This is a genomic window from Cupriavidus necator, from assembly GCF_013141915.1.
In the GTDB taxonomy this organism is placed as follows: domain Bacteria; phylum Pseudomonadota; class Gammaproteobacteria; order Burkholderiales; family Burkholderiaceae; genus Cupriavidus; species Cupriavidus necator_B.
The window spans coordinates 69,378-88,999 of sequence record NZ_SROX01000018.1 but is presented as its reverse complement, the minus strand read 5'-3'; the positions used below and the strand labels follow the sequence as shown (position 1 = coordinate 88,999).

The 19,622-nt window shown below is 68.0% G+C and carries 18 protein-coding genes and 1 tRNA gene; 9 read left to right on the top strand and 10 right to left on the bottom strand.

Features of this window, described 5'->3' with window-relative positions; all coding sequences use genetic code 11:
* Positions 1–22: 22 nt before the first annotated feature.
* The 6 genes from E5S69_RS25865 to E5S69_RS25840 form a co-directional block, all read right to left on the bottom strand.
* The gene (locus E5S69_RS25865; RefSeq protein WP_171517308.1) at positions 23–1,063 is read right to left on the bottom strand and encodes a hypothetical protein; all 1,041 of its coding nucleotides are present in this window, start codon (positions 1,061–1,063) and stop codon (positions 23–25) included.
* Positions 1,060–3,756, bottom strand: coding sequence for a DNA mismatch repair protein MutS (gene mutS / locus E5S69_RS25860; protein ID WP_171517364.1), 2,697 nt, complete (start codon positions 3,754–3,756; stop codon positions 1,060–1,062). Before mutS ends, E5S69_RS25865 begins: the two co-directional genes overlap by 4 nt.
* 258 nt (positions 3,757–4,014) lie before the next feature.
* Complete coding sequence (locus E5S69_RS25855; RefSeq protein WP_171517307.1) at positions 4,015–4,449, bottom strand: universal stress protein; 435 nt, start codon at positions 4,447–4,449, stop codon at positions 4,015–4,017.
* A gap of 74 nt (positions 4,450–4,523) precedes the next feature.
* The gene (gene ppk2, locus E5S69_RS25850; RefSeq protein ID WP_171517306.1) at positions 4,524–5,633 is read right to left on the bottom strand and encodes a polyphosphate kinase 2; all 1,110 of its coding nucleotides are present in this window, start codon (positions 5,631–5,633) and stop codon (positions 4,524–4,526) included.
* A 13-nt stretch (positions 5,634–5,646) separates the two neighbouring features.
* Positions 5,647–5,862, bottom strand: coding sequence for a YdcH family protein (locus tag E5S69_RS25845; RefSeq protein WP_171517305.1), 216 nt, complete (start codon positions 5,860–5,862; stop codon positions 5,647–5,649).
* 217 nt (positions 5,863–6,079) lie between these two features.
* On the bottom strand, positions 6,080–6,901 hold the full coding sequence (locus tag E5S69_RS25840; protein ID WP_171517304.1) for an inositol monophosphatase family protein: 822 nt from the start codon (positions 6,899–6,901) through the stop codon (positions 6,080–6,082).
* 213 nt (positions 6,902–7,114) lie between these two features.
* On the opposite strand from E5S69_RS25840, the gene E5S69_RS25835 reads away from it, so the two are divergent.
* Positions 7,115–7,933, top strand: coding sequence for an RNA methyltransferase (locus E5S69_RS25835; protein ID WP_423766667.1), 819 nt, complete (start codon positions 7,115–7,117; stop codon positions 7,931–7,933).
* A 305-nt stretch (positions 7,934–8,238) separates the two neighbouring features.
* Positions 8,239–8,982, top strand: a complete 744-nt coding sequence (gene cysE, locus E5S69_RS25830) for a serine O-acetyltransferase (protein WP_171517302.1) — start codon at positions 8,239–8,241, stop codon at positions 8,980–8,982.
* Between the two features lie 31 nt (positions 8,983–9,013).
* On the opposite strand, the gene E5S69_RS25825 is transcribed toward cysE, so the two are convergent.
* The 4 genes from E5S69_RS25825 to E5S69_RS25810 form a co-directional block, all read right to left on the bottom strand.
* Positions 9,014–9,811 (bottom strand): UDP-2,3-diacylglucosamine diphosphatase, encoded by a 798-nt coding sequence (locus E5S69_RS25825; protein ID WP_171517301.1) that lies wholly within the window; start codon positions 9,809–9,811, stop codon positions 9,014–9,016.
* Between the two features lie 65 nt (positions 9,812–9,876).
* Positions 9,877–10,377, bottom strand: coding sequence for a peptidylprolyl isomerase (locus tag E5S69_RS25820; RefSeq protein ID WP_171517300.1), 501 nt, complete (start codon positions 10,375–10,377; stop codon positions 9,877–9,879).
* Between the two features lie 22 nt (positions 10,378–10,399).
* The gene (locus E5S69_RS25815) at positions 10,400–10,984 is read right to left on the bottom strand and encodes a peptidylprolyl isomerase (RefSeq protein ID WP_171517299.1); all 585 of its coding nucleotides are present in this window, start codon (positions 10,982–10,984) and stop codon (positions 10,400–10,402) included.
* Positions 10,985–11,053: 69 nt separating this feature from the next.
* Positions 11,054–11,767: a tetratricopeptide repeat protein gene (locus E5S69_RS25810; RefSeq protein WP_171517298.1), complete on the bottom strand. Its 714-nt coding sequence runs from the start codon at positions 11,765–11,767 to the stop codon at positions 11,054–11,056.
* A 264-nt stretch (positions 11,768–12,031) separates the two neighbouring features.
* On the opposite strand from E5S69_RS25810, the gene cysS reads away from it, so the two are divergent.
* The 7 genes from cysS to E5S69_RS25775 all read left to right on the top strand — a co-directional run bounded on the left by cysS (position 12,032) and on the right by E5S69_RS25775 (position 19,589).
* Positions 12,032–13,420: a cysteine--tRNA ligase gene (gene cysS / locus E5S69_RS25805; RefSeq protein ID WP_171517297.1), complete on the top strand. Its 1,389-nt coding sequence runs from the start codon at positions 12,032–12,034 to the stop codon at positions 13,418–13,420.
* Positions 13,417–14,268 carry a DNA-3-methyladenine glycosylase family protein gene (locus E5S69_RS25800; protein ID WP_171517296.1) on the top strand — a complete coding sequence of 284 codons (852 nt, stop codon included), beginning with the start codon at positions 13,417–13,419 and terminating at the stop codon, positions 14,266–14,268. The genes cysS and E5S69_RS25800 overlap by 4 nt, the downstream gene beginning before the upstream one ends.
* Positions 14,269–14,383: 115 nt before the next feature.
* Entirely contained in the window at positions 14,384–15,355 is a 972-nt protein-coding gene (locus tag E5S69_RS25795; RefSeq protein WP_171517295.1) for an acetyl-CoA carboxylase carboxyltransferase subunit alpha, read from the top strand.
* Complete coding sequence (gene tilS, locus E5S69_RS25790; RefSeq protein WP_216621444.1) at positions 15,321–16,775, top strand: tRNA lysidine(34) synthetase TilS; 1,455 nt, start codon at positions 15,321–15,323, stop codon at positions 16,773–16,775. The genes E5S69_RS25795 and tilS overlap by 35 nt, the downstream gene beginning before the upstream one ends.
* A 154-nt stretch (positions 16,776–16,929) precedes the next feature.
* Complete coding sequence (locus E5S69_RS25785; protein WP_171517294.1) at positions 16,930–18,183, top strand: aspartate kinase; 1,254 nt, start codon at positions 16,930–16,932, stop codon at positions 18,181–18,183.
* Positions 18,184–18,309: 126 nt separating this feature from the next.
* Positions 18,310–18,403: transfer RNA gene (locus tag E5S69_RS25780), tRNA-Ser, on the top strand.
* Positions 18,404–18,665: 262 nt separating this feature from the next.
* On the top strand, positions 18,666–19,589 hold the full coding sequence (locus tag E5S69_RS25775; RefSeq protein ID WP_171517293.1) for an adenylate/guanylate cyclase domain-containing protein: 924 nt from the start codon (positions 18,666–18,668) through the stop codon (positions 19,587–19,589).
* The last annotated feature ends 33 nt before the right edge of the window (positions 19,590–19,622 follow it).

Genomic DNA, 19,622 nt, shown 5'->3' with positions numbered 1-19,622 from the left:
CTTCTTTGCTTTGGCGCGCGCATCACTGCGGTGCCGGGGCATCCTTCAGTACGACCGCGAACGGCGACGCCGCGGCGGGCGTGATTACCAACTCGGCCCATTGGGTGATTGTGCTGGCCGGCAGCGACACGCGCGTGAAGTTCTGCATCACCTTGCCGGCTGCATCGCGCAGCGGCTTGTCGATGCCGAAGCCGCTGTCGGCCCCGCTTCCGGTGGCGTGCACCAGCAGCACCTGGCCGCTGAAACGCGCGCTCAGGTCGCGCAGCTGCCGCTTGAATTCCAGGTAGCCATCGCGCGCGTGATGGCGCATAAAGCCGTCGAGCAGCGTGGGCCGTCCCTTCTTCTCCCAGCCGTTGGCAAAATGCGGATCGGCGTGGGCGACCACGACGATGCCGTTCAGGTCGCGCTGGCGCGCCACCGAGAACGCCCGTGCCAGCCACTGCCGGTTGGCTTCGCGCCGGTCCTCGAACTCGCCGTTGCGGCCGCCTTCGTCGCGATAGTGGTTGTTATCGCCCGGTACGTTCAGGCCGACGATCAGCACGTCGCCAATGCTCATGCGCATGTTCTCGCGAAAGCTGCGGAACAGCGCCTGGTCCGATTGCCGCACCAGGGGCCGCGTCTGCCGTCCGAGCGTGGCATCTTCCGGGAAGAACAGTTCGCGCAAACGGTTCAGCCGCTCGACCGGGTCGAAGCTGCCGTTGACCGGCAGCCGGCACTCGGACCAGTCGGTTTCGCCTGGCACATAGATCAGCGGCAGCGGCGACTGGTTCAGCAACTGCTGGCGGCTGCCGAGCACGGCGTCGCTGCACGATTCCGTATCGCCCTTGATGCCGCCGGCGTGGATCACCAGGTTCAGCTTGCGCTCGGCGAAGTGGTCGAGCAGCGTCGTCATATTGGCTTCCGCCGCGGGCCATTGCGGCAGGTCGGCGATCAGCGCGATACGTACCACCTGGGGCTTGGCGGGTGCCCGCGCCGCCAGCGCATGCGGCGCGGCAGCCGCCATGGCGGTCAGGCACAGCCACGGCAGCAGCAGGGTTGGCAGGGCACGGCGCAGCGCGTTCATGCCGTATCGACCGCCTCGCCCGCCAGCGCCTTGAGCCGGTACAACGCCTCCAGCGCCGCGCGCGGCGTCAGAGTGTCCGGATCCAGATCGGCCAGCGCATCGATCACGGCAGCCTGCTCCGGCGCCAGTGCGGCGGGGCCGGCGGCCGCGGCCGTGCCGGCATCGCGATCGTCCCAGGCCTCGTCGTCAGGCGTCGGCGGCGCGGTGAACAGGTCGAGCTGCGGCGTGGGCGTGGCGTCGGCGGATTGCTGCTCCAGCCAGGCCAGGTGCTTGCGCGCGGCGCGGATCACCGGCTGTGGCACGCCGGCCAGTTGCGCCACCTGCAGGCCGTAGCTCTGGCTGGCCGGGCCGTCCTGCACCGCATGCAGGAACACGATGCCGTCGCCATGCTCGACCGCCGACAGGTGCACGTTGGCCGCCTGCGGAAACTCCTGCGGCAACTGGGTCAGTTCGAAGTAATGCGTGGCGAACAGGGTATGGCTGCGGTTGTGCGACAGCAGGTGGCGCGCGATCGCCCACGCCAGCGCCAGGCCGTCGAAGGTAGAGGTGCCGCGCCCGATCTCGTCCATCAGCACCAGCGATGCCGGCGTGGCGTGGTGCAGGATGCCGGCGGCTTCGGTCATTTCGACCATGAAGGTCGAGCGCCCGCCCGCCAGGTCATCGGCGGCGCCGATGCGGGTGAAGATGCGGTCGATCGGCCCGATCACCGCCCGCCGCGCCGGCACATACGCGCCCACGCAGGCCAGCAGCACGATCAGCGCGGTCTGGCGCATGAAGGTCGATTTACCGCCCATGTTGGGGCCGGTGATCAGCAACAGCTTGCGCGCTTCGTTGAGCTGGCAGTCGTTGGCGATGAACGCGACCGACTCGGCCGCGAGCTGGCCTTCGACCACCGGGTGCCGGCCCTGAACGATATCGACCACGTTCTCGGCGACGCGCTCCGGCGCCGACCAGTCGAGCGTCTGCGCGCGCTCGGCCAGTGCCGCCAGCACGTCCAGTCGCGCCAGCGCTCCGGCCACGCACTGCAACTCGCCGATATGCGGCAGCAGCGCCTGCAGCAGGCCATCGTACAGCTGCTTCTCGCGCGCCAGCGCGCGGTCCTGCGCCGACAGCGCCTTGTCCTCGAACGCCTTCAGCTCGGGCGTGATGTAGCGCTCGGCGTTCTTCAGGGTCTGGCGACGGCGGTAGTCGTCCGGCACCTTGTCGGCCTGGCCGTTGGTGACCTCGATATAGAAGCCGTGCACGCGGTTGAATTCGACACGCAGGTTGGCAATGCCGGTGCGGGTGCGCTCGCGCGCTTCCAGGTCGATCAGGAACTGGCCGCAGTTCTCGGAGATATCGCGCAGCTCGTCGAGTTCGGTATCAAAGCCGCGCGCGATCACGCCGCCGTCGCGCACCACGGTGGCCGGCTCTTCGGCCACGGCGCGCACCAGCAAGTCCAGGCAGTCTTGCGGCACGGCCAGGTCTTGGACGGTTTGCTTCAGCAGCACGCTGCCCTGGTCATCGCGGATGCAAGCCTGCACGTCCGGCAGCGCGCGCAGCGTGTCGCGCAGCGAAGACAGGTCACGCGGGCGGGCGTTGAGCAGCGCGAGCCGCGAGGTGATGCGCTCGACGTCGGCGAGCCGGCGCAGGGCCGCGCGCAGCGCGTCGGTGCCCTGGTCGATCAGCACGCCGATGGCCTGCTGGCGCGCCTGCGGCAGGGCCGGGTCGCGCAGCGGATGGTGCAGCCAGTGGCGCAGCGCGCGGCTGCCCATGGCGGTGCAGCAGGTGTCCAGCAATGAGAACAGCGTCGGCGACTCGCCGCCGCGCAGCGTTTCGGTCAGTTCCAGGTTGCGCCGCGTGGCGGAATCCAGTCCGACGTACTCCGATTCGCGCTCGACCTTCACGCCTTGCACATGGCGCAGCGACTGGCCCTGTGTGGTGGCGGCGTAGTTCAGCAGCGCGCCGGCAGCGCCCAGCGCCGCCCCCAGCCCGGCGCAGCCGAACGGGTCCAGGCTGGCCACGCCAAGCTGCTCGCGCAGCCGGCGCGTGCCGGCGTCCTGGTCGAAATGCCATTCCGGCAGCCGCGTGCGCGCGCACGCCAGCGCAGGGAGTTCGATGCCGTCCGCGTACAGCAGTTCGGCCGGGCGGATGCGCTCGAGTTCGCGACCCAGCAGCGCGGCTTCGCATTCCATCAGGCGCAACTCGCCGCTGGCCAGGTTCAGCCACGCCAGGCCGGTCTTGCTGACGCCGCGGCGCGTGGTCTGCTGGTGCACGGCCATCAGGAAGGTATCGGCCTTGTCGGGTAGCAGCGCGGCGTCGGTCAGCGTGCCGGGGGTGACGATGCGCACCACCTTGCGCTCCACCGGCCCCTTGCTGGTGGCGGGGTCGCCGATCTGCTCGCAGATCGCCACCGACTCGCCCAGCTTCACCAGCCGCGCCAGGTACTGGTCAGCCGAATGGAAGGGGATGCCGGCCATGCGGATCGGCACGCCGTTGGAGGCGCCGCGCGCGGTCAGCGTGATGTCGAGCAGGCGCGCGGCCTTCTCGGCATCGTCATGAAAGAGTTCGTAGAAGTCACCCATGCGGTAAAACAGCAGGGTGTCGGGGTGGTCCGCCTTGATGCGCAAATATTGCTGCATCATGGGCGTGTGGCGGCTGCCTGCGGCGTCTGCCTGTGCCTGTTCAGGGTCGGTTTTCTTCTGCAATCCCATTGCCATTTAGCCTGTCTGGCGGTGGGCTGCGTCGTGCCGCCCGATCCGCGCCGAGCGCACCTTGCGAGCCGCGGAACAGCGCCCCCGCAGGGGCGGGCCGGGCGCTGGTCCGGCGGCCTGGGGCCGCGGCACGAAGGGGCGTTCTCGAGTATGGGCGATATGGTACAGCACGGTGCTGCCGCCGAAGTTCCGCCGCAGTGCAGCGGCAGTGCAGCCGCAAGGCCGGCGATGTGCCGAAGCCCGGTGCGCCGGCCCGGATCAGCGGAACACCAGCACCGGGATGTCGCTATGGGTCAGCACTTTCTGCGTTTCGCTGCCCAGCAGCAGCCCGCTGAGTCCGCGGCGACCATGCGAGGCCATGAAGATGACATCGCAGCCCAGGTCCTGGGCCGCATGGATGATGCCCTGGTACGGCGCCGAAGCGGTGGAGACATGGCCGGTGCATGGCACGCCGGCCAGCGCTGCCGCGGACTCGACCCTGCCGAGTTCCCGGCGGGCCTCGGCTTCCACGCGTTGCTGGTAGGCGTCGCGCTTTTCGTGCGAACTGTCGCTGGACAGCACATACGGATAGCCCTCCACGCACATGTACGGCGTGAGCCGCGCCGCCGCGGTGCGGGCGAACTGGATCGCGGCGGAGACGGCCTGGTGCGAAAGCTCCGAGCCGTCGACGGGGAGCAGGATGTGTTTGAACATGAGGTCCTTGTTTTGGGGGTGAGGCGAATGCCGTGAACCGGACAAAAAGGGGGTCGTGCGGCATTGCCGCGCGGTCAGTTGGCCAGCGCCCGGCCGACGATCAGCGGATCCGGTTGGCCGATGGCGGTGGTGTCCCGGTTGGCATAGGCAAAGCGCGACAGGATGTAGCGCAGCGCATTGAGCCGCGCTCGCTTCTTGCAATCCGAGCGGATCACCGTCCATGGCGCATCGGCGGTATCGGTATGCGCGAACATCGCTTCCTTGGCGCGGGTGTAGTCGTCCCATTTGTCGAGCGAGGCCACGTCGACCGGGCTGAGCTTCCATTGCTTGAGCGGATGGACCTCGCGCTCGCGGAAGCGCCGGCGCTGCTCCTTCTGGCTGACCGAGAACCAGAACTTGAACAGGTGGATGCCGCTGCGCACCAGGTGCCGCTCGAAATCCGGCGCCTGTTGCAGGAAGTCCTGGTATTCGCGCGTCGAGCAGAAGCCCATCACATGCTCAACGCCGGCACGGTTGTACCAGGAGCGGTCGAACAGAACGATCTCCCCCGCGGACGGCAGGTGCTGCACGTAGCGCTGGAAGTACCACTGCCCGCGTTCGGCTTCGGTAGGCTTTTCCAGTGCCACCACGCGGGCGCCGCGCGGGTTCATGTGTTCCATGAAGCGTTTGATGGTGCCGCCCTTGCCAGCGGCGTCGCGCCCCTCGAACACGATCACCACGCGCTCGCCGGTCTCGCGCACCCATGCCTGGAACTTGAGCAATTCCACCTGCAGGCGGTACTTCTGCTTTTCATAGTTGCGCCGCGACATCAGGTTCTGGTACGGGTATGCGCCTTCGCGCCAGCCGGCGGACAGCGCATCGTCCGGGTGGCGCTCGCGGCCGGCCTGCCAGGCGGCCGGTTCGCCCTCCAGGATCAGGCTGCGCAGTTGCGCGGCCTCGTCCGGCGCCAGGCCGTCGAGCAGGGTGCTGATGGCGCCAAGCATGCCGGTGCCATCGCCGGCCCGGCTGGCCAGGATGTCCTGCATGCCGCTTGCCGCCAGTTGCACCGCGGCTTCGGCGGCGCTGTCGACCTTATTGCGCTGGGCCGACAGCGCCGAACGGGTGGGCAGGACATCGCCCCTGGCGGTGGCGCGGGGCCTTGCTGCGGTGGGAATACGGGCCGGCGGCGTGTCGCGATCGGTCATCTGCACGCCTCCGTCAGGCGGGGGTGCGGCGCAGGATCTGGTAGAGCTGGTCCTTGAGCAGCAGCTTTTCCTTTTTCAGCCGCTCGATCTCGAAGGTGGAAGCCGGCACCAGGCCGGCCTCCATATTGTGGATTTCCTGGTCGAGCGAATTGTGGCGGTGGAACAGCCGCGCAAAGCGGGCGTCCTGCGTCTTCAGGGCGGTGATCTGGTCGCGGTACTCGGGAAACATGCTGGCTCTCCTGTTGCTGGATCCGCGCGCACATGGCGTGGCGCACGGATTCATTCTGGTGAGCGCAGGTCGGCGCGGCCTTGACCAGGATCATGGCTCGCCGGGGAATAAGACGAGGCCGCAAGGCGGGACGCACTGGCGTACGGCCCCGGGAAAAAAAACAAACGCCCGCCGAAGGCGGGCGTGCTTGCGTGGCCGGTCAGGCCATGAGCCAGAGTCAGGCGGCGCTGGGCTTGGCGTTGTCCAGCGAGTACGGCGACAGCAGGCGCACCATCTGGGCGAACGCCTTCGGATTGCCGGCCAGCACTTCGCCTTGTTCCATCTGGCGCGGCTCGCCGGCGTAGTTGCCGACCAGGCCGCCCGATTCGGTGATCAGCAGCATGCCGGCGGCCATGTCCCACGGCTGCAGGCCGCGCTCGAAGAAGCCGTCGAGGCGGCCGCAGGCCACGTAGGCCAGGTCCAGCGCCGCGGCGCCCGGGCGGCGCAGGCCGGCGCAGCTGCGCGTCATCAGCGAGAAGATCTCGAGGTACTCTTCCACGCCCTCCAGGTCGCGGAACGGGAAGCCCGTGCCGATCAGGCAGTCGGCCAGCTTGTCGCGGCGGGTGACGCGGATGCGCCGGTTGTTCAGGAAGGCGCCGGCGCCCTTGGTGGCGGTGAACAGTTCGTCGCGGGTCGGGTCGTAGACCACCGCCTGCACGGGCGTGCCGCGGTGCAGTTGGGCGATCGAGACCGCGTATTGCGGGAAGCCGTGGATGAAGTTTGTGGTGCCGTCGAGCGGGTCGATGACCCAGGTGTATTCGTGGCCGGCTTCGTCCTCGGCCCAGGACTGGCCGGACTCTTCCGCTAGAATGCCGTGTTCCGGGTAGGCCGTGCGCAGGATCTCGATGATCGCGGCTTCGGCGGCGCGGTCCACCTCGGTGACGAAATCGTTGTGTTGCTTGCGCGAGACGCGCACCAGATCGACGTCGAGCGACGCGCGGTTGATGATGGATCCCGCCTTGCGGGCCGCCTTGATGGCGATATTGAGCATCGGATGCATGAATCTCTCCAGGCCGGCCACGACCGCGCGGCGGGGCGCCAAAGCGCCGCACGCCCGCTCATGGGCAGCTGACAACACAACGGATTGTAGAAGAACGTGGGGCGTCGCCGGGGCTGAGCAGTTCTGCGGCAAAACGTCCTGCAATTGTGCCGTGAACGTCTCGCGGCCATGAAAAAACCTGGCGCCGCGCCAAAGAAGAACCCCGAATTGTATATGAACCCGGCCATGGATACGAGCCAGCCCGCCATCCCTTCCACCAACGGTGATGTCTTCGACCGCGTGCGCTTCGTGCTGGTGGAAACCAGCCATCCCGGCAACGTGGGCTCGGTGGCACGGGCCATCAAGACCATGGGCTTCGGCAGCCTGGTGCTGGTGTCGCCGCGCGAACCCGAGGTGCTGCGGCATCCGGACGCCGTGGCCATGGCCAGCGGCGCCGACGACGTGCTGGCCGCGGCCGTGATCGTCGACCAGGTCGACACAGCCCTGGCCGGTGCTGCGCTGACCGTGGCCATGACCGCGCGCCAGCGCGAGTTCGGTCCGCCGCGGCTGTTGCCGCGCGCCGCTGCCGCACGTGCGCGCCAGACGCTCTCGGGCAGCGGCGGCGTTGCCTTCGTGTTCGGCAACGAGCGCTATGGCCTGCCCAACGAGGTGGTCGAGCGCTGCAATGCCGTGACCCATATCCCCGCCAATCCCGCCTATGCCTCGCTGAATCTGGCGCAGGCGGTGCAATTGGTCGCCTATGAGATGCGCCTGGCGCTGCTGGAGGCAGCCCCGGACGAGGGCGCCAATATCGGCTATGCTGGCGAGCCGGCCACGGCCGAACAGGTCGAGGCCATGTTCGGGCACTTGCAGAGCGGGCTGGAGGCGATCGGTTTTCTCGATCCGTCCAATCCGCGCAAGCTGATGACCCGGCTGCGCCGGCTGCTGGCACGCAGCGGCCTGGAGCGCGAGGAAGTGAACATCCTGCGCGGCATCGCCAAGCACATGCTGGTTGCCGCGCGGAACCAGCCTGGTCCGCAAGCGGACCGGTGACAGGAGCAAAGGACTGTGGCAGCAACCCGTACTGATGCGATGTGGGACCAGGCTGGCGCATGCCGATGCGGCGCGGCCGGGGGCCCTGTCGCCGCGGGTTGGCGCATGCCTGGTCGATGTTGATCGGGGCATCGAAGCAATGTCCCTGGCGGATCAGGGGCCAAATGCCGGCGCCGCAAGGCGGGCCGGTAAATCACTTACACTCCTGATCCTGTCTTCACCGGCCCCCGACCTCGCCGGCGACCCTGCCCCGGGCCCTGGCCCGCGTGGCGCGGCGCACGGCGCGGCACCACGACACGACCAAGATGTTCTCTCGCCTGAAGGAAGATATCGACACGATCATGCTGCGCGATCCCGCCGCGCGCAGCCGCCTGGAAGTCCTGACCTGTTATCCGGGCTTGCATGCGGTGCTGTTGCACCGGCTGGCGCACGCGTGCTGGCGCGCGGGCGTGCACTGGCTGGGCCGCTGGATTTCGCACTGGTCGCGCTTTTTCACCGGCATCGAGATCCATCCGGCGGCAACGTTGGGCCGGCGCGTGTTCATCGACCACGGCATGGGCGTGGTGATCGGCGAGACCGCACAGATCGGCGACGACTGCACCATCTACCAGGGCGTGACGCTGGGCGGCACGTCGCTGTACAAGGGCCAGAAGCGGCATCCGACCCTGGGCGTCGGCGTGGTGGTCAGCGCGGGCGCCAAGGTGCTGGGCGGATTCGAGGTGGGCGACGGCGCGCGCGTGGGCTCCAACGCGGTGGTGCTCAAGCCGGTGCCGCCGGGCGCGACCGCCGTCGGCATTCCGGCCCGCATCATCCTGCCGGACGCGCCGTCAGTGCAGCAGGGCGCCCGGCAGGAGTTCTCCGCCTACGGCATTACGCCGAACGCGGATGACCCGGTATCGCTGGCGCTCAAGGGCCTGATCGACAATGCCGCGCTCCAGCATGACCGCATCGAGGCCGTGCTGGCCGCGCTCGACCGGCTTGGCGAACACCTGGAGAACACGCCGAACGACCCGTTCGATGCGAGCGAGCTGCGCAAGCTGATGAAGTAAGGACGGGGCGCAGCGCGGCGGCAGCGCCGGCTCAGTCCGTCTGCGGCAGCAGCCGGAAGCCGTCGTGATCCAGTTGCAGCACCGCGGCGCGCGGATGGGCGCCATCCAGGTCCCAGTCGGTCAGCACCCAGCGCACCCCCGCGGCGTCTTCATGACGGGCGGGGCGATGGGTATGGCCATGGACCAGCAGCGAAGCGCCGGCGGCGCCGAGCAACTCTGCCGCCGCCGCGGGCGCCACATCACCATAGATCACCGGTACCGCCGCGCCCGCACTGCGCTGCCTGGCACGGTTGCCTTCGCTGTCCGCGCGCAACTTGCGGGCTACCGCCAGGCGTGCCCGCAGCGGCAGCGCCAGGAACACGCGCTGCACCCAGCGCTTGCGGGTCCAGCGCCGAAACCGGTTGTAGCGTTCGTCGTCGATGCACAGCATGTCGCCGTGGCTCAGCACGACGCGCTGGCCGGCGCAATCGATGACGGTGGGGTCGGGCAGCAGCGTGGCGCCGGCGGCGCCGGCAAAGCGCCGGCCCAGCAGGAAGTCGCGATTGCCGTGCATCAGGTACACCGCCACGCCGCGCGCGGCCAGTGCGCGCAGTGCGAGCGCCACGCGTTGCGCGAACGGCGCATCGGTTTCTTCGTCGCCGACCCAGAATTCAAAGAAGTCGCCCAGGATGAACAGCGTGCGCGCGTGCGCGGCGGCGCGTTCGAGGGTGCGCTCGAAGGCCGCCAGCGTGCGCGGCATGCCGGGCGTGAGATGCAGGTCTGAAATGAACCACGCCGGCGCCTGTACCTCGAGGGGACCGGCCACCGGCGTGTGGGAGATTGCGGTCATGCGTGGTGTCGGGAGAAAAAGGCCGGCACGCGGGCGCGCACGGCACCGCAATCGGCAGGCATGGCTTACTCGACGACGACGGCCTTCTCGATCACCACGTCTTCCAGCGGCACGTCCTGGTGGAAGCCCGAACTGCCGGTGCGCACGCCCTTGATCTGCTCGACCACGTCGGTGCCGTCGACCACCTTGCCGAACACGGCATAGCCGAAGCCCTGCGGGGTGGGCGACGAGAAGTTGAGGAAGTCGTTGTCGACCACGTTGATGAAGAACTGCGCGGTGGCCGAGTGCGGCGCATTGGTGCGCGCCATCGCCACGGTGTAGCGGTCATTCTTCAGGCCGTTGCCGGCTTCGTTTTCGATCGGGGCATCGGTGTCTTTCTGCTTCATGCCGGGCTCGAAGCCGCCGCCCTGGATCATGAAGTTCTTGATCACGCGGTGGAAGATGGTGTTGTCGTAATGACCCTTGCGGACATACGACAGGAAGTTCTCCACCGATTTCGGGGCCTTCTCGGCGTCGAGTTCCAGGGTGATCACACCCTTGTTGGTCTGGAGCTGTACCTTGGACATGGCGGTTTCCTCTGTTCGGTAATTATTTGACGACGGTGGCCGACTCGATCACGATCGGCGCGGCCGGCACATTGCGCATGGGCCCGTAGGCCGTGGTCGGCACGGTCTTGATCTTGTCGATCGTGTCCATGCCTTCCACCACCTTGCCGAAGACGGCATAGCCATTGCCGTCCGGCTGCGGATAGTCGAGATTCGGATTATCCACCACATTGACGAAGAACTGCGCGGTGGCCGAATCCGGGTTGCTGGTGCGCGCCATGGCCACCGTGCCGGCCTTGTTCTTCAGGCCGTTGCGGGCTTCCAGCGGGATCGGCGCGCGCGTCGGCTTTTCCTTCATGTCGCGGTCAAAGCCGCCGCCCTGCACCATGAAGCCGTTGATCACACGGTGGAAGATGGTGCCACTGTAGAAGCCGCTCTTCACATATTCCAGGAAGTTCGCGACGGTCTTGGGCGCGGCGTCGGGATAGAGCTCGACCGTGAACTTGCCGGCGCTGGTGACGAACTGGACGCGCTCGGCGGCCTTCTGCTGCGCCAGCGCGCTGAACGAGGTCAACGCCAGGGCGCCGGCGGTCAGGCCGGCCAGGAGGATGCGACGGGAACGGATCATGAATGGAACTCCGGTAAGTCGGGATGGACACGGCCCGGCGTAGGCGCCGGGCCATGCGGATGCAGGTTGTCAGTTCGCCGCAGGGGCGCTGGCAGGAGACTGGCGCCCGGCCGGCCCCGCCTTGCGGCCTGTGGCCGCCGGTGCCGGCTTCGGTGGCACTGCCACTGTGGACGCCGGGGCCAGCTGGCGCAGTCCGGCACTGGCGCGGGCATCGCCTGGATTGCGGCGCAGCGCTTCGGTGTAGGCCTGCTCGGCCAGGCGGCGGTAGACGTCGCCCAGATTGGTGTAGCCCACGGCAAAGGCGGGCTTGACCTGGGTGGCGAGCAGCAATTCGGCCTCCGCGCGCTTCAGGTCGCCGCGCTTGGCATAGAGCAGCGCCAGGTTGTTGTGCGGCTCGGGCAGCTCGGGAAAGTCCTGCGCCATCTCGGCAAAGGCCTGGATCGCGTCATCCTCGCGGCCGGCCTGGGCCAGCGCCCAGGCGCGCTGGAAGCGGGCCTGGGCATTGCGCGGATTGGTGGCCAGCACGCGGTCAAAGCCCTTGATGGCGTCCTCATAGCGGCGCGCGTTGGCGGCCTGCTGGGCTTCGCCCATGCCCGGGTCGGTCGACTGGACGCCGCCCACCGGCGAGGTCGGCACTGCCAGCGACAGCGGGCCGTTCTGCGCGGACGCGGGGCCTGCCAGCGCCGCGGCCAGGGCCAGCAGCGGCAGTACGGTGCGAGGTCGGCGCCGGCGCACGCGCGCAGCGGAGACGGCGAAAAACGGGGAGGGCAGCGGCAGGCTCATTGAGGACGGGTCCGTTATACTCCGCGGCATTCTAGCAAAGCGGCAAGTGCGGCACGAAGGCGATGCCGCGGCGGTCTCGATGCGTGGCCTGCAGGCGGGGCTGCGCGCGCGCAAGCCGGCTGGCCCGCGGGCCCGACTCGCGCGGCGCCTTCCGGTAAGATATGGGGCGCGACAGCATTGCGCCAGTGGCGTTCGCGCCGGCGGCACGGCCCGCGCTGCCTGCCGGCGAACCCGGCAGACTCCTCTCATCACTCACTTCGTTTCATGCAGCCTTTGAACATCTACAACACGCTCGCGCGTGAGAAGCAGCCATTCGTGCCAATCGAACCCGGCAAGGTCCGCATGTATGTGTGCGGCATGACCGTGTACGACTACTGTCACGTCGGCCACGCGCGCGTGATGGTGGTGTTCGACATGGTGCACCGGTGGCTGCGCGCCGCCGGCTACGAGGTGACCTATGTGCAGAACATCACCGATATCGACGACAAGATCATCCGCCGCGCGGTCGAGAACGGCGAGACCATCGGCGAGCTGACCACACGTTTCATCCAGTACATGCACGAGGATGCCGCGGCGCTGGGCGTGATCCGTCCCGACCACGAGCCGCGCGCCACCGACTACGTGCCGCAGATGCTCGACATGATCGGCAAGCTCGAGGCCAGGGGCCTGGCCTACCAGGCCAGCGACGGCGACGTGAATTATTCGGTGCGCAAGTTTGGCGGCTACGGCAAGCTGTCGGGCAAGTCGCTGGAAGACCTGCGCGCCGGCGAGCGCGTCAGTGCCAACGACGCCAAGCAGGACCCGCTCGATTTCGTGCTGTGGAAATCCGCCAAGGCCAGCGAACCGCCCGAGAGCAAGTGGGACTCCAAATGGGGCGCCGGCCGCCCCGGCTGGCACATTGAATGCTCCGCGATGAGCTGCGCGCTGCTGGGCGAGCATTTCGACATCCACGGGGGCGGGGCGGACCTGCAGTTCCCGCACCACGAGAACGAGATCGCGCAGTCCGAAGGCGCCAGCGGCAAGCCCTTCGTCAACCTGTGGATGCACAACGGCTTCGTGCGCATCAACGACGAGAAAATGTCCAAGTCGCTTGGCAATTTTTTCACCATCCGCGAAGTCCTGAAGGCGTACGACGCCGAGGTCGTGCGCTTCTTCATCCTGCGCGCGCACTACCGCAGCCCGCTGAACTACAGCGACGCGCACCTGGACGATGCCCGCCACGCCCTGACGCGCCTGTACACCGCGCTCAAGGACAGCCAGCCGGGCGGCTGCGCGGTGGACTGGGATGAGCCCCACGCGAAGCGCTTTGCCGAGGCCATGGGCGACGACTTCAACACGCCGATCGCGATGTCGGTGCTGTTTGACCTTGCCAGCGAAATCAACCGCACCGGCTCGACCTCGGCCGCGCGCCAGCTCAAAGGGCTGGCCGGCACGCTGGGCCTGCTCGAGCGCGATCCGCATACCTTCCTGCAGGGCGGCACGCCCGACCACGGCCCGACGCCTGATGAGATCGAGAAGCTGATCGCGGCGCGCAAGAGCGCCAAGGCCGGGCGCGATTTCGCCGAGGCAGACCGCATCCGCGCGCAACTGCTGGAAGCGGGCATCGTGCTGGAAGACAAGCCGGGCGGTGCCACCGAGTGGAGGCGTGCTTGAACGCTGCCGCGCGCAAGCCCGCCACCGCCACGCCGCCCGCCACCGCCGGTCGGGCGAAGACGGCCGGCCCGCGGCCGGGCAAGGCCGGCGCCAAAGAGGCGCCGCTGCCGGACGGCAAGGACACCAGCAAGGATGCCACCCGGCTTGCGGCAAAGACCGCGCGCAACGCCAAGGCCGTGCTGCCCGAGGCGCAAGCGGTGCCAGTGCCGGTCGAGACCGTGGTCGACGCGGTGCGCCCCGCCTACTGGGATGAGGCGTGCGCCGACCTGATGAAGCGCGACCGTATCCTGCGCAAGATGATCCCGACCTACGGCCCTGCGCACCTGGTGTCGCGCGGCGACCCGTTCGTCACGCTGGCGCGCGCAGTGGTGGGCCAGCAGATCTCGGTCAAGGCCGCGCAGTCGGTGTGGGAGCGGCTGCACGCGGTCTGTCCCAGGCTGGCGCCAGCGCAGTTCCTGCGCGCCGGCCCGGAAAAACTGGCAGGCTGCGGCGTGTCCAAGCGCAAGGCGGAATACCTGATCGACCTGGCCGAGCACTTCAAGGCTGGCACCGTGCACGTTGCGCAGTGGGCGCAGATGGATGATGAGGCTGTCATCGCCGAGCTGACGCAGATCCGCGGTATCGGCCGCTGGACCGCCGAGATGTTCCTGATGTTCAACCTGATGCGGCCCAACGTGCTGCCGCTCGACGACGTCGGTCTGATCAACGCCATCTCCGCCAATTACTTCAGCGGCGAACCGGTCACGCGCAGCGAGGCGCGCGAGGTGGCGGCCAACTGGGAGCCCTGGCGCACCGTGGCCACGTGGTATATGTGGCGCAGTCTCGATCCGTTGCCTGTGACGTATTAAGCATCACAACCACAGAATTTAAACGCGGGTGCATTCCGCGCCATACGGGAGGCGCTAAGATAGCGGCCAAATTCCGGTAGAATGCGCCCCTTCACAGACAGGTACGTGTGATTTTATGAAAACCACCTTCCTGGATTTTGAGCAGCCCATTGCCGAACTCGAGGCAAAGATCGAAGAACTGCGCTTTGTGCAGGACGATTCGGCTGTCGATATTTCCGAAGAGATTTCGCGGCTGGCCGGCAAGAGCCAGCAGCTGACCAAGGACATCTACGCCAACCTGACCCCGTGGCAGGTTGCGCAAATCGCCCGCCATCCCCAGCGTCCCTATACGCTGGACTACGTGCGCGAGATCTTTACCGATTTCCACGAACTGCACGGCGACCGCACCTTTGCCGACGACCTGTCGATCATCGGCGGCCTGGCGCGCTTCAATGGCCAGTCGTGCATGGTGATCGGGCACCAGAAGGGCCGCGACACCAAAGAACGCGCCCTGCGCAATTTCGGCATGCCCAAGCCCGAGGGCTACCGCAAGGCCAAGCGCCTGATGGAACTGGCGGACAAGTTCGGCCTGCCGATCTTCACCTTTGTCGACACCCCGGGCGCATTCCCCGGCATCGACGCCGAAGAGCGCGGGCAGTCCGAGGCGATCGGCCACAACCTGTATGTGATGGCCGGCCTGAAGGTGCCGCTGATCGCCACCATCATCGGCGAGGGCGGTTCGGGCGGCGCGCTGGCGATTGCCGTCGGCGACGTGGTGCAGATGCTGCAGTTCGCCACCTACGCCGTGATCTCGCCGGAAGGCTGCGCCTCGATCCTGTGGAAGACCGCCGAGAAGGCGCCCGAAGCCGCCGAGGCGCTGGGCCTGACCGCGCACCGGCTGAAGGCGCTGGGCCTGATCGACAAGATCGTGAGCGAGCCGCTGGGCGGCGCGCACCGCGACTACAAGGGCATGGCGGCAATGCTCAAGCGCTCGCTGGCGGAGTCGCTGCGCCAGTTCCAGGGCATGAGCGTGAAGGAGCTGCAGGCGCGCCGCTACGAGCGCCTGCTGGCCTATGGCAAGTTCAAGGAAACCGGCGTTCAGGACTGACCCGTCCGCCCGGCTGACCGACAAGGTCGCACAGGCCCTCCAGGCCGGTGCGGCCTTTGTTGTTTCTGGCGGCGCCACGGCGGCTGCGGCGACGGTCGCGGTGGCGCTGTCGGGCGGGCGCGACTCGGTCGCGCTGCTGCATGCCGCGCGCGTGGCGGCTGCCCAGGCGGGCGAGGGCGCCCGCGTGGTGGCGCTGCACGTCCACCACGGCCTGCAGGCCGAGGCCGACGACTGGGACCGCTTCTGCGCCGCGCTGTGCGCGCAGTGGCAGGTCGGTTATTTCGTGCGGCGCGTGTCGGTGCTGCCGGCGGCGGGCGAGGGCGTGGAAGCGGCCGCGCGCCGCGCGCGCTATGCCGCGCTGGCGGCAATGTGCGCCGACAGCGGCGCGCGCCTGCTGCTGTTCGCGCACCACCAGGACGACCAGGTCGAGACCGTGCTGCTGCGCCTGTTCCGCGGCGCCGGCGTGGCCGGCATGGCGGGCATGCCGGCCATGCGCCCGCTCGATGCGCACAGCGGCGTGCTGCTGCTGCGGCCCTGGCTGGACGAGCCCCGCGCCGGCATCGAGGCTTACTGCGCCGCCAACGGGCTGCAATGGGTCGACGATCCGTCCAATGCCGACGATCGATACGCGCGCAATGCCTTGCGCGCGCAACTGCCGGCGCTGCAGGCGGCGTTTCCGGCGCTGGCGGCCAACGTGGTGCAGGCGGCCGCGCATCTTGCCCAGGCGGGCGCGCTGATCGACCAACTGGCCGCGACCACGCTGGCTACCTTGGTGCGTGCCGGCCGCGACGCCGACACGCTGTCCGAGCTTGACCTTGCCGGCCTGCGCGCGTTGCCCGAAGGGCAGGCAGATGCGGTGCTGCGCTACTGGCTGCGCGACCTCGGCGTGCGCGCGCCCTCTACCGCGCGCCTTGCGGCGATGCGCGAGCAACTGGTCGCGCACGCCGGCGGCGAGCCGGCCATCGCGCATGACGGCCTGGTGCTGCGCCGCTTCCGCGAGCGCGTGCTGGCCTGCCTGCCGCCGCCGGCGGTGGCACCGGCGCCCGTGACGCTGGACTGGCGCGGCGAAGCCCGCATCGTCGTGCCCGCCTGGCGCGGCGAACTGCATTTCTTCCGCGATGACACCTTCGGCGTGCCCGAAGCCGTGCTGCGGCAGCCGCTGCGCCTGGCCGCCCGCAGCGGCGGCGAGCGCATCGTGCTGCGCCCCGGCGGGCCCGCCCGTGCGCTCAAGCAGGCCTGCCAGGAAGCCGGCATCCCGGCCTGGCGCCGGGCCTGGCTGCCGCTGCTGTGGGCCGGCGATACGCTGGTGCTGGCCGCCGGCCTGGGCATGCATCGCCGCTGGCCGGACGCCGCGCCGGCACCGCGGTGGCGCGTGGCATGGGCGGCGCAGGCGCCGGCTGTGCCGGGGCCGCCGCGTTGATACGCGTCCGCGGCCGCTCCCATCACCGCCGCTGACTGCCGCCAGCCGCCGGCATCACATCGATGTGCAGCGCGCAGCTTCCGTGCGCCTTGCCTGACCGGGCGGGTTCGTGTATTTTCAAGGGCTTTGCATAATCGCTGGCGTCGACAAGAAGATGGCTCTCATCGTTCACAAATACGGCGGCACTTCGATGGGTTCCACGGAACGCATCAAGAATGTCGCCAAGCGCGTGGCCAAGTGGCACCGCGCCGGTCACCGCGTAGTCGTGGTGCCTTCGGCCATGTCGGGCGAGACCAATCGCCTGCTCGGACTTGCCAAGGAAATTTCGCCGCAGCCCAATCCGCGTGAACTGGACATGCTCGCCTCCACCGGCGAACAGGCCAGCGTGGCACTGCTGGCGATTGCGCTGCATGGCGAGGACATCGACGCCGTCAGCTACACCGGCTGGCAGGTTCCGGTGAAGACCGACTCGTCCTATACCAAGGCCCGCATCGAATCGATCGATGACGAACGCATCCTGGCCGACCTCGACGCAGGCCGCGTGGTCGTGATCACCGGTTTCCAGGGCATCGACGACGACGGCAACATCACCACGCTGGGCCGCGGCGGCTCCGACACCTCGGCCGTGGCCATCGCCGCCGCGATCGAGGCCGACGAGTGCCTGATCTACACCGACGTCGACGGCGTCTACACCACCGATCCGCGCGTGGTCGAGGATGCCCGCCGCCTGGACCAGATCACCTTCGAGGAAATGCTGGAAATGGCCAGCCTCGGCTCCAAGGTGCTGCAGATCCGCTCGGTGGAGTTCGCCGGCAAGTACCGCGTGAAGACCCGCGTGCTGTCGTCGCTGACCGACCCGCTTATGCCGCTCGAGCAGGAAATGCACTCGGGCACGCTGATCACTTTTGAGGAAGAAGACTCCACCATGGAAGCCGCTGTCATCTCCGGCATCGCCTTTGCCCGCGACGAAGCCAAGATCACCGTCCTGGGCGTGCCCGACAAGCCCGGCATCGCCTACCAGATCCTGGGCCCGGTCGCCGACGCCAATATCGACGTCGACATGATCATTCAGAACCAGTCCGTCGACGGCAAGACCGACTTCACCTTCACCGTGCCGCGCGGTGAGTATCAGCGCGCGCTGGCCATCCTGAACGATGGCGTGAAGTCGCACATCGGTGCCGGCAGCGTGTCGGGCGACCCGAAGGTGTCGAAGGTGTCGGTGGTGGGCGTGGGCATGCGTTCGCACGTGGGTATCGCCAGCAAGATGTTCCGCACGCTGTCGGAAGAGGGCATCAACATCCAGATGATCTCCACCTCGGAAATCAAGATCTCGGTGCTGATCGACGAGAAGTACATGGAACTGGCCGTGCGCGCGCTGCACAAGGCCTTCGAACTGGAACAGGCGTAATCCGTTCGTGAACACTTCTGGCGGCGCGGTTTTTGTGTTGTGTCATCGATTTTTTGTTGACCACCACGCACGGCGCCGCTAGAATACGCGCTTCGTTGTGTGGCTCCCTCGCACAACGCAAGTTTGGGAGACGTGGCCGAGAGGTCGAAGGCACTCCCCTGCTAAGGGAGCATCCGGGCCAAAACCTGGATCGAGGGTTCGAATCCCTCCGTCTCCGCCAGCAATGGCGGCGAACCCCGGAAGATCGCGGTCTTCCGGGGTTTTGTTTTTTCCGGGCCAGCAAGGCGCATCGCGCGCCATGGGCGAACTGCCGGTGTTGCCCCCAACCTTGCCTTGCGTCGCGCGTTCGCGCATCCCCTGCCATCGCTGCGCCACGCGGCATCCAGATTCATATTGAGCATCAGCATTCCGGGTGCCAGAATTCCCTACATGCGGAGCAGGCCCCGGCAACAGGGCGGGGTCGGCTGGCCGTACGGATCGGGATGCACATGGACCTGCTGCACCAGGCATCGGAGGGGTCGGTACTGTTCGCGGATGTCAGCGGCAGTTCGCGGCTTTATGAAAGGGCGGGCAACGCCGCCGCCCTTGCCGCGGTCGGCCGTTGTCTGGGTGCGATGAAATCCTGTTCCGAGGCATCGCAAGGCAGGCTGGTCAAGACCATCGGCGACGAGGTCATGGTGCTGTTTCCGTGCGCCGAGCAGGCCTTGCAGGCGGCATTGGACATGCAGCGGGCGGTCGCCGAATTGCCGCCGGTGGCAGGCTTCGCCATGTCGTCCCATATCGGTTTCCACCACGGCCCGGTGCTGTCCGACGCCTCCGGCGATGTATTCGGCGATGCCGTGAATCTCGCGGCCCGACTGGCCGGACTTGCCGCGCGCGGACAGATCATCACCAGCAAGGATGCGGTGGCGGACCTGCCCGCGCCGTTGCGCCAGATGACGCGCTACCTGTACCCGATCCAGGTGCGCGGCAGGGCGCAGCCGGTGGAGTTGTACGAGGCGATCTGGCAGCCGGCTACCGATCTGACGTTGGTCGCGGGATTCAAAGAGCCGCTGCTGAACGCCGCCCTGCTTACGTTGCGCTATCGGGACACTGTGGTCGAAGTGAACGCCGCCTCCGCGCCGGTTACCATCGGGCGTGACGCCGGCATGACGATCGTGGTATCGGACCCCCTGGCGTCCCGCTTCCAGGCCATGGCCGAGCCCCGCGCCGGCCGCTATGTGCTGATCGACAGAAGCTCGAACGGCACCCATGTCTGCATGGACGGCGGCGAGCCATTCATTTTGCGCCGCGATGAGGTCACGTTGAGGGGGCACGGCTGGATCGGGTTTGGCCAGTGGACGGGGCCCAGCGCGGCTTGCATTGAATTCGCCCTGCACCTCGACAAGACCGGTGCGGCGCGATAGCCGGACGGCGGGCGAAATTCCGGGAAATGCAGT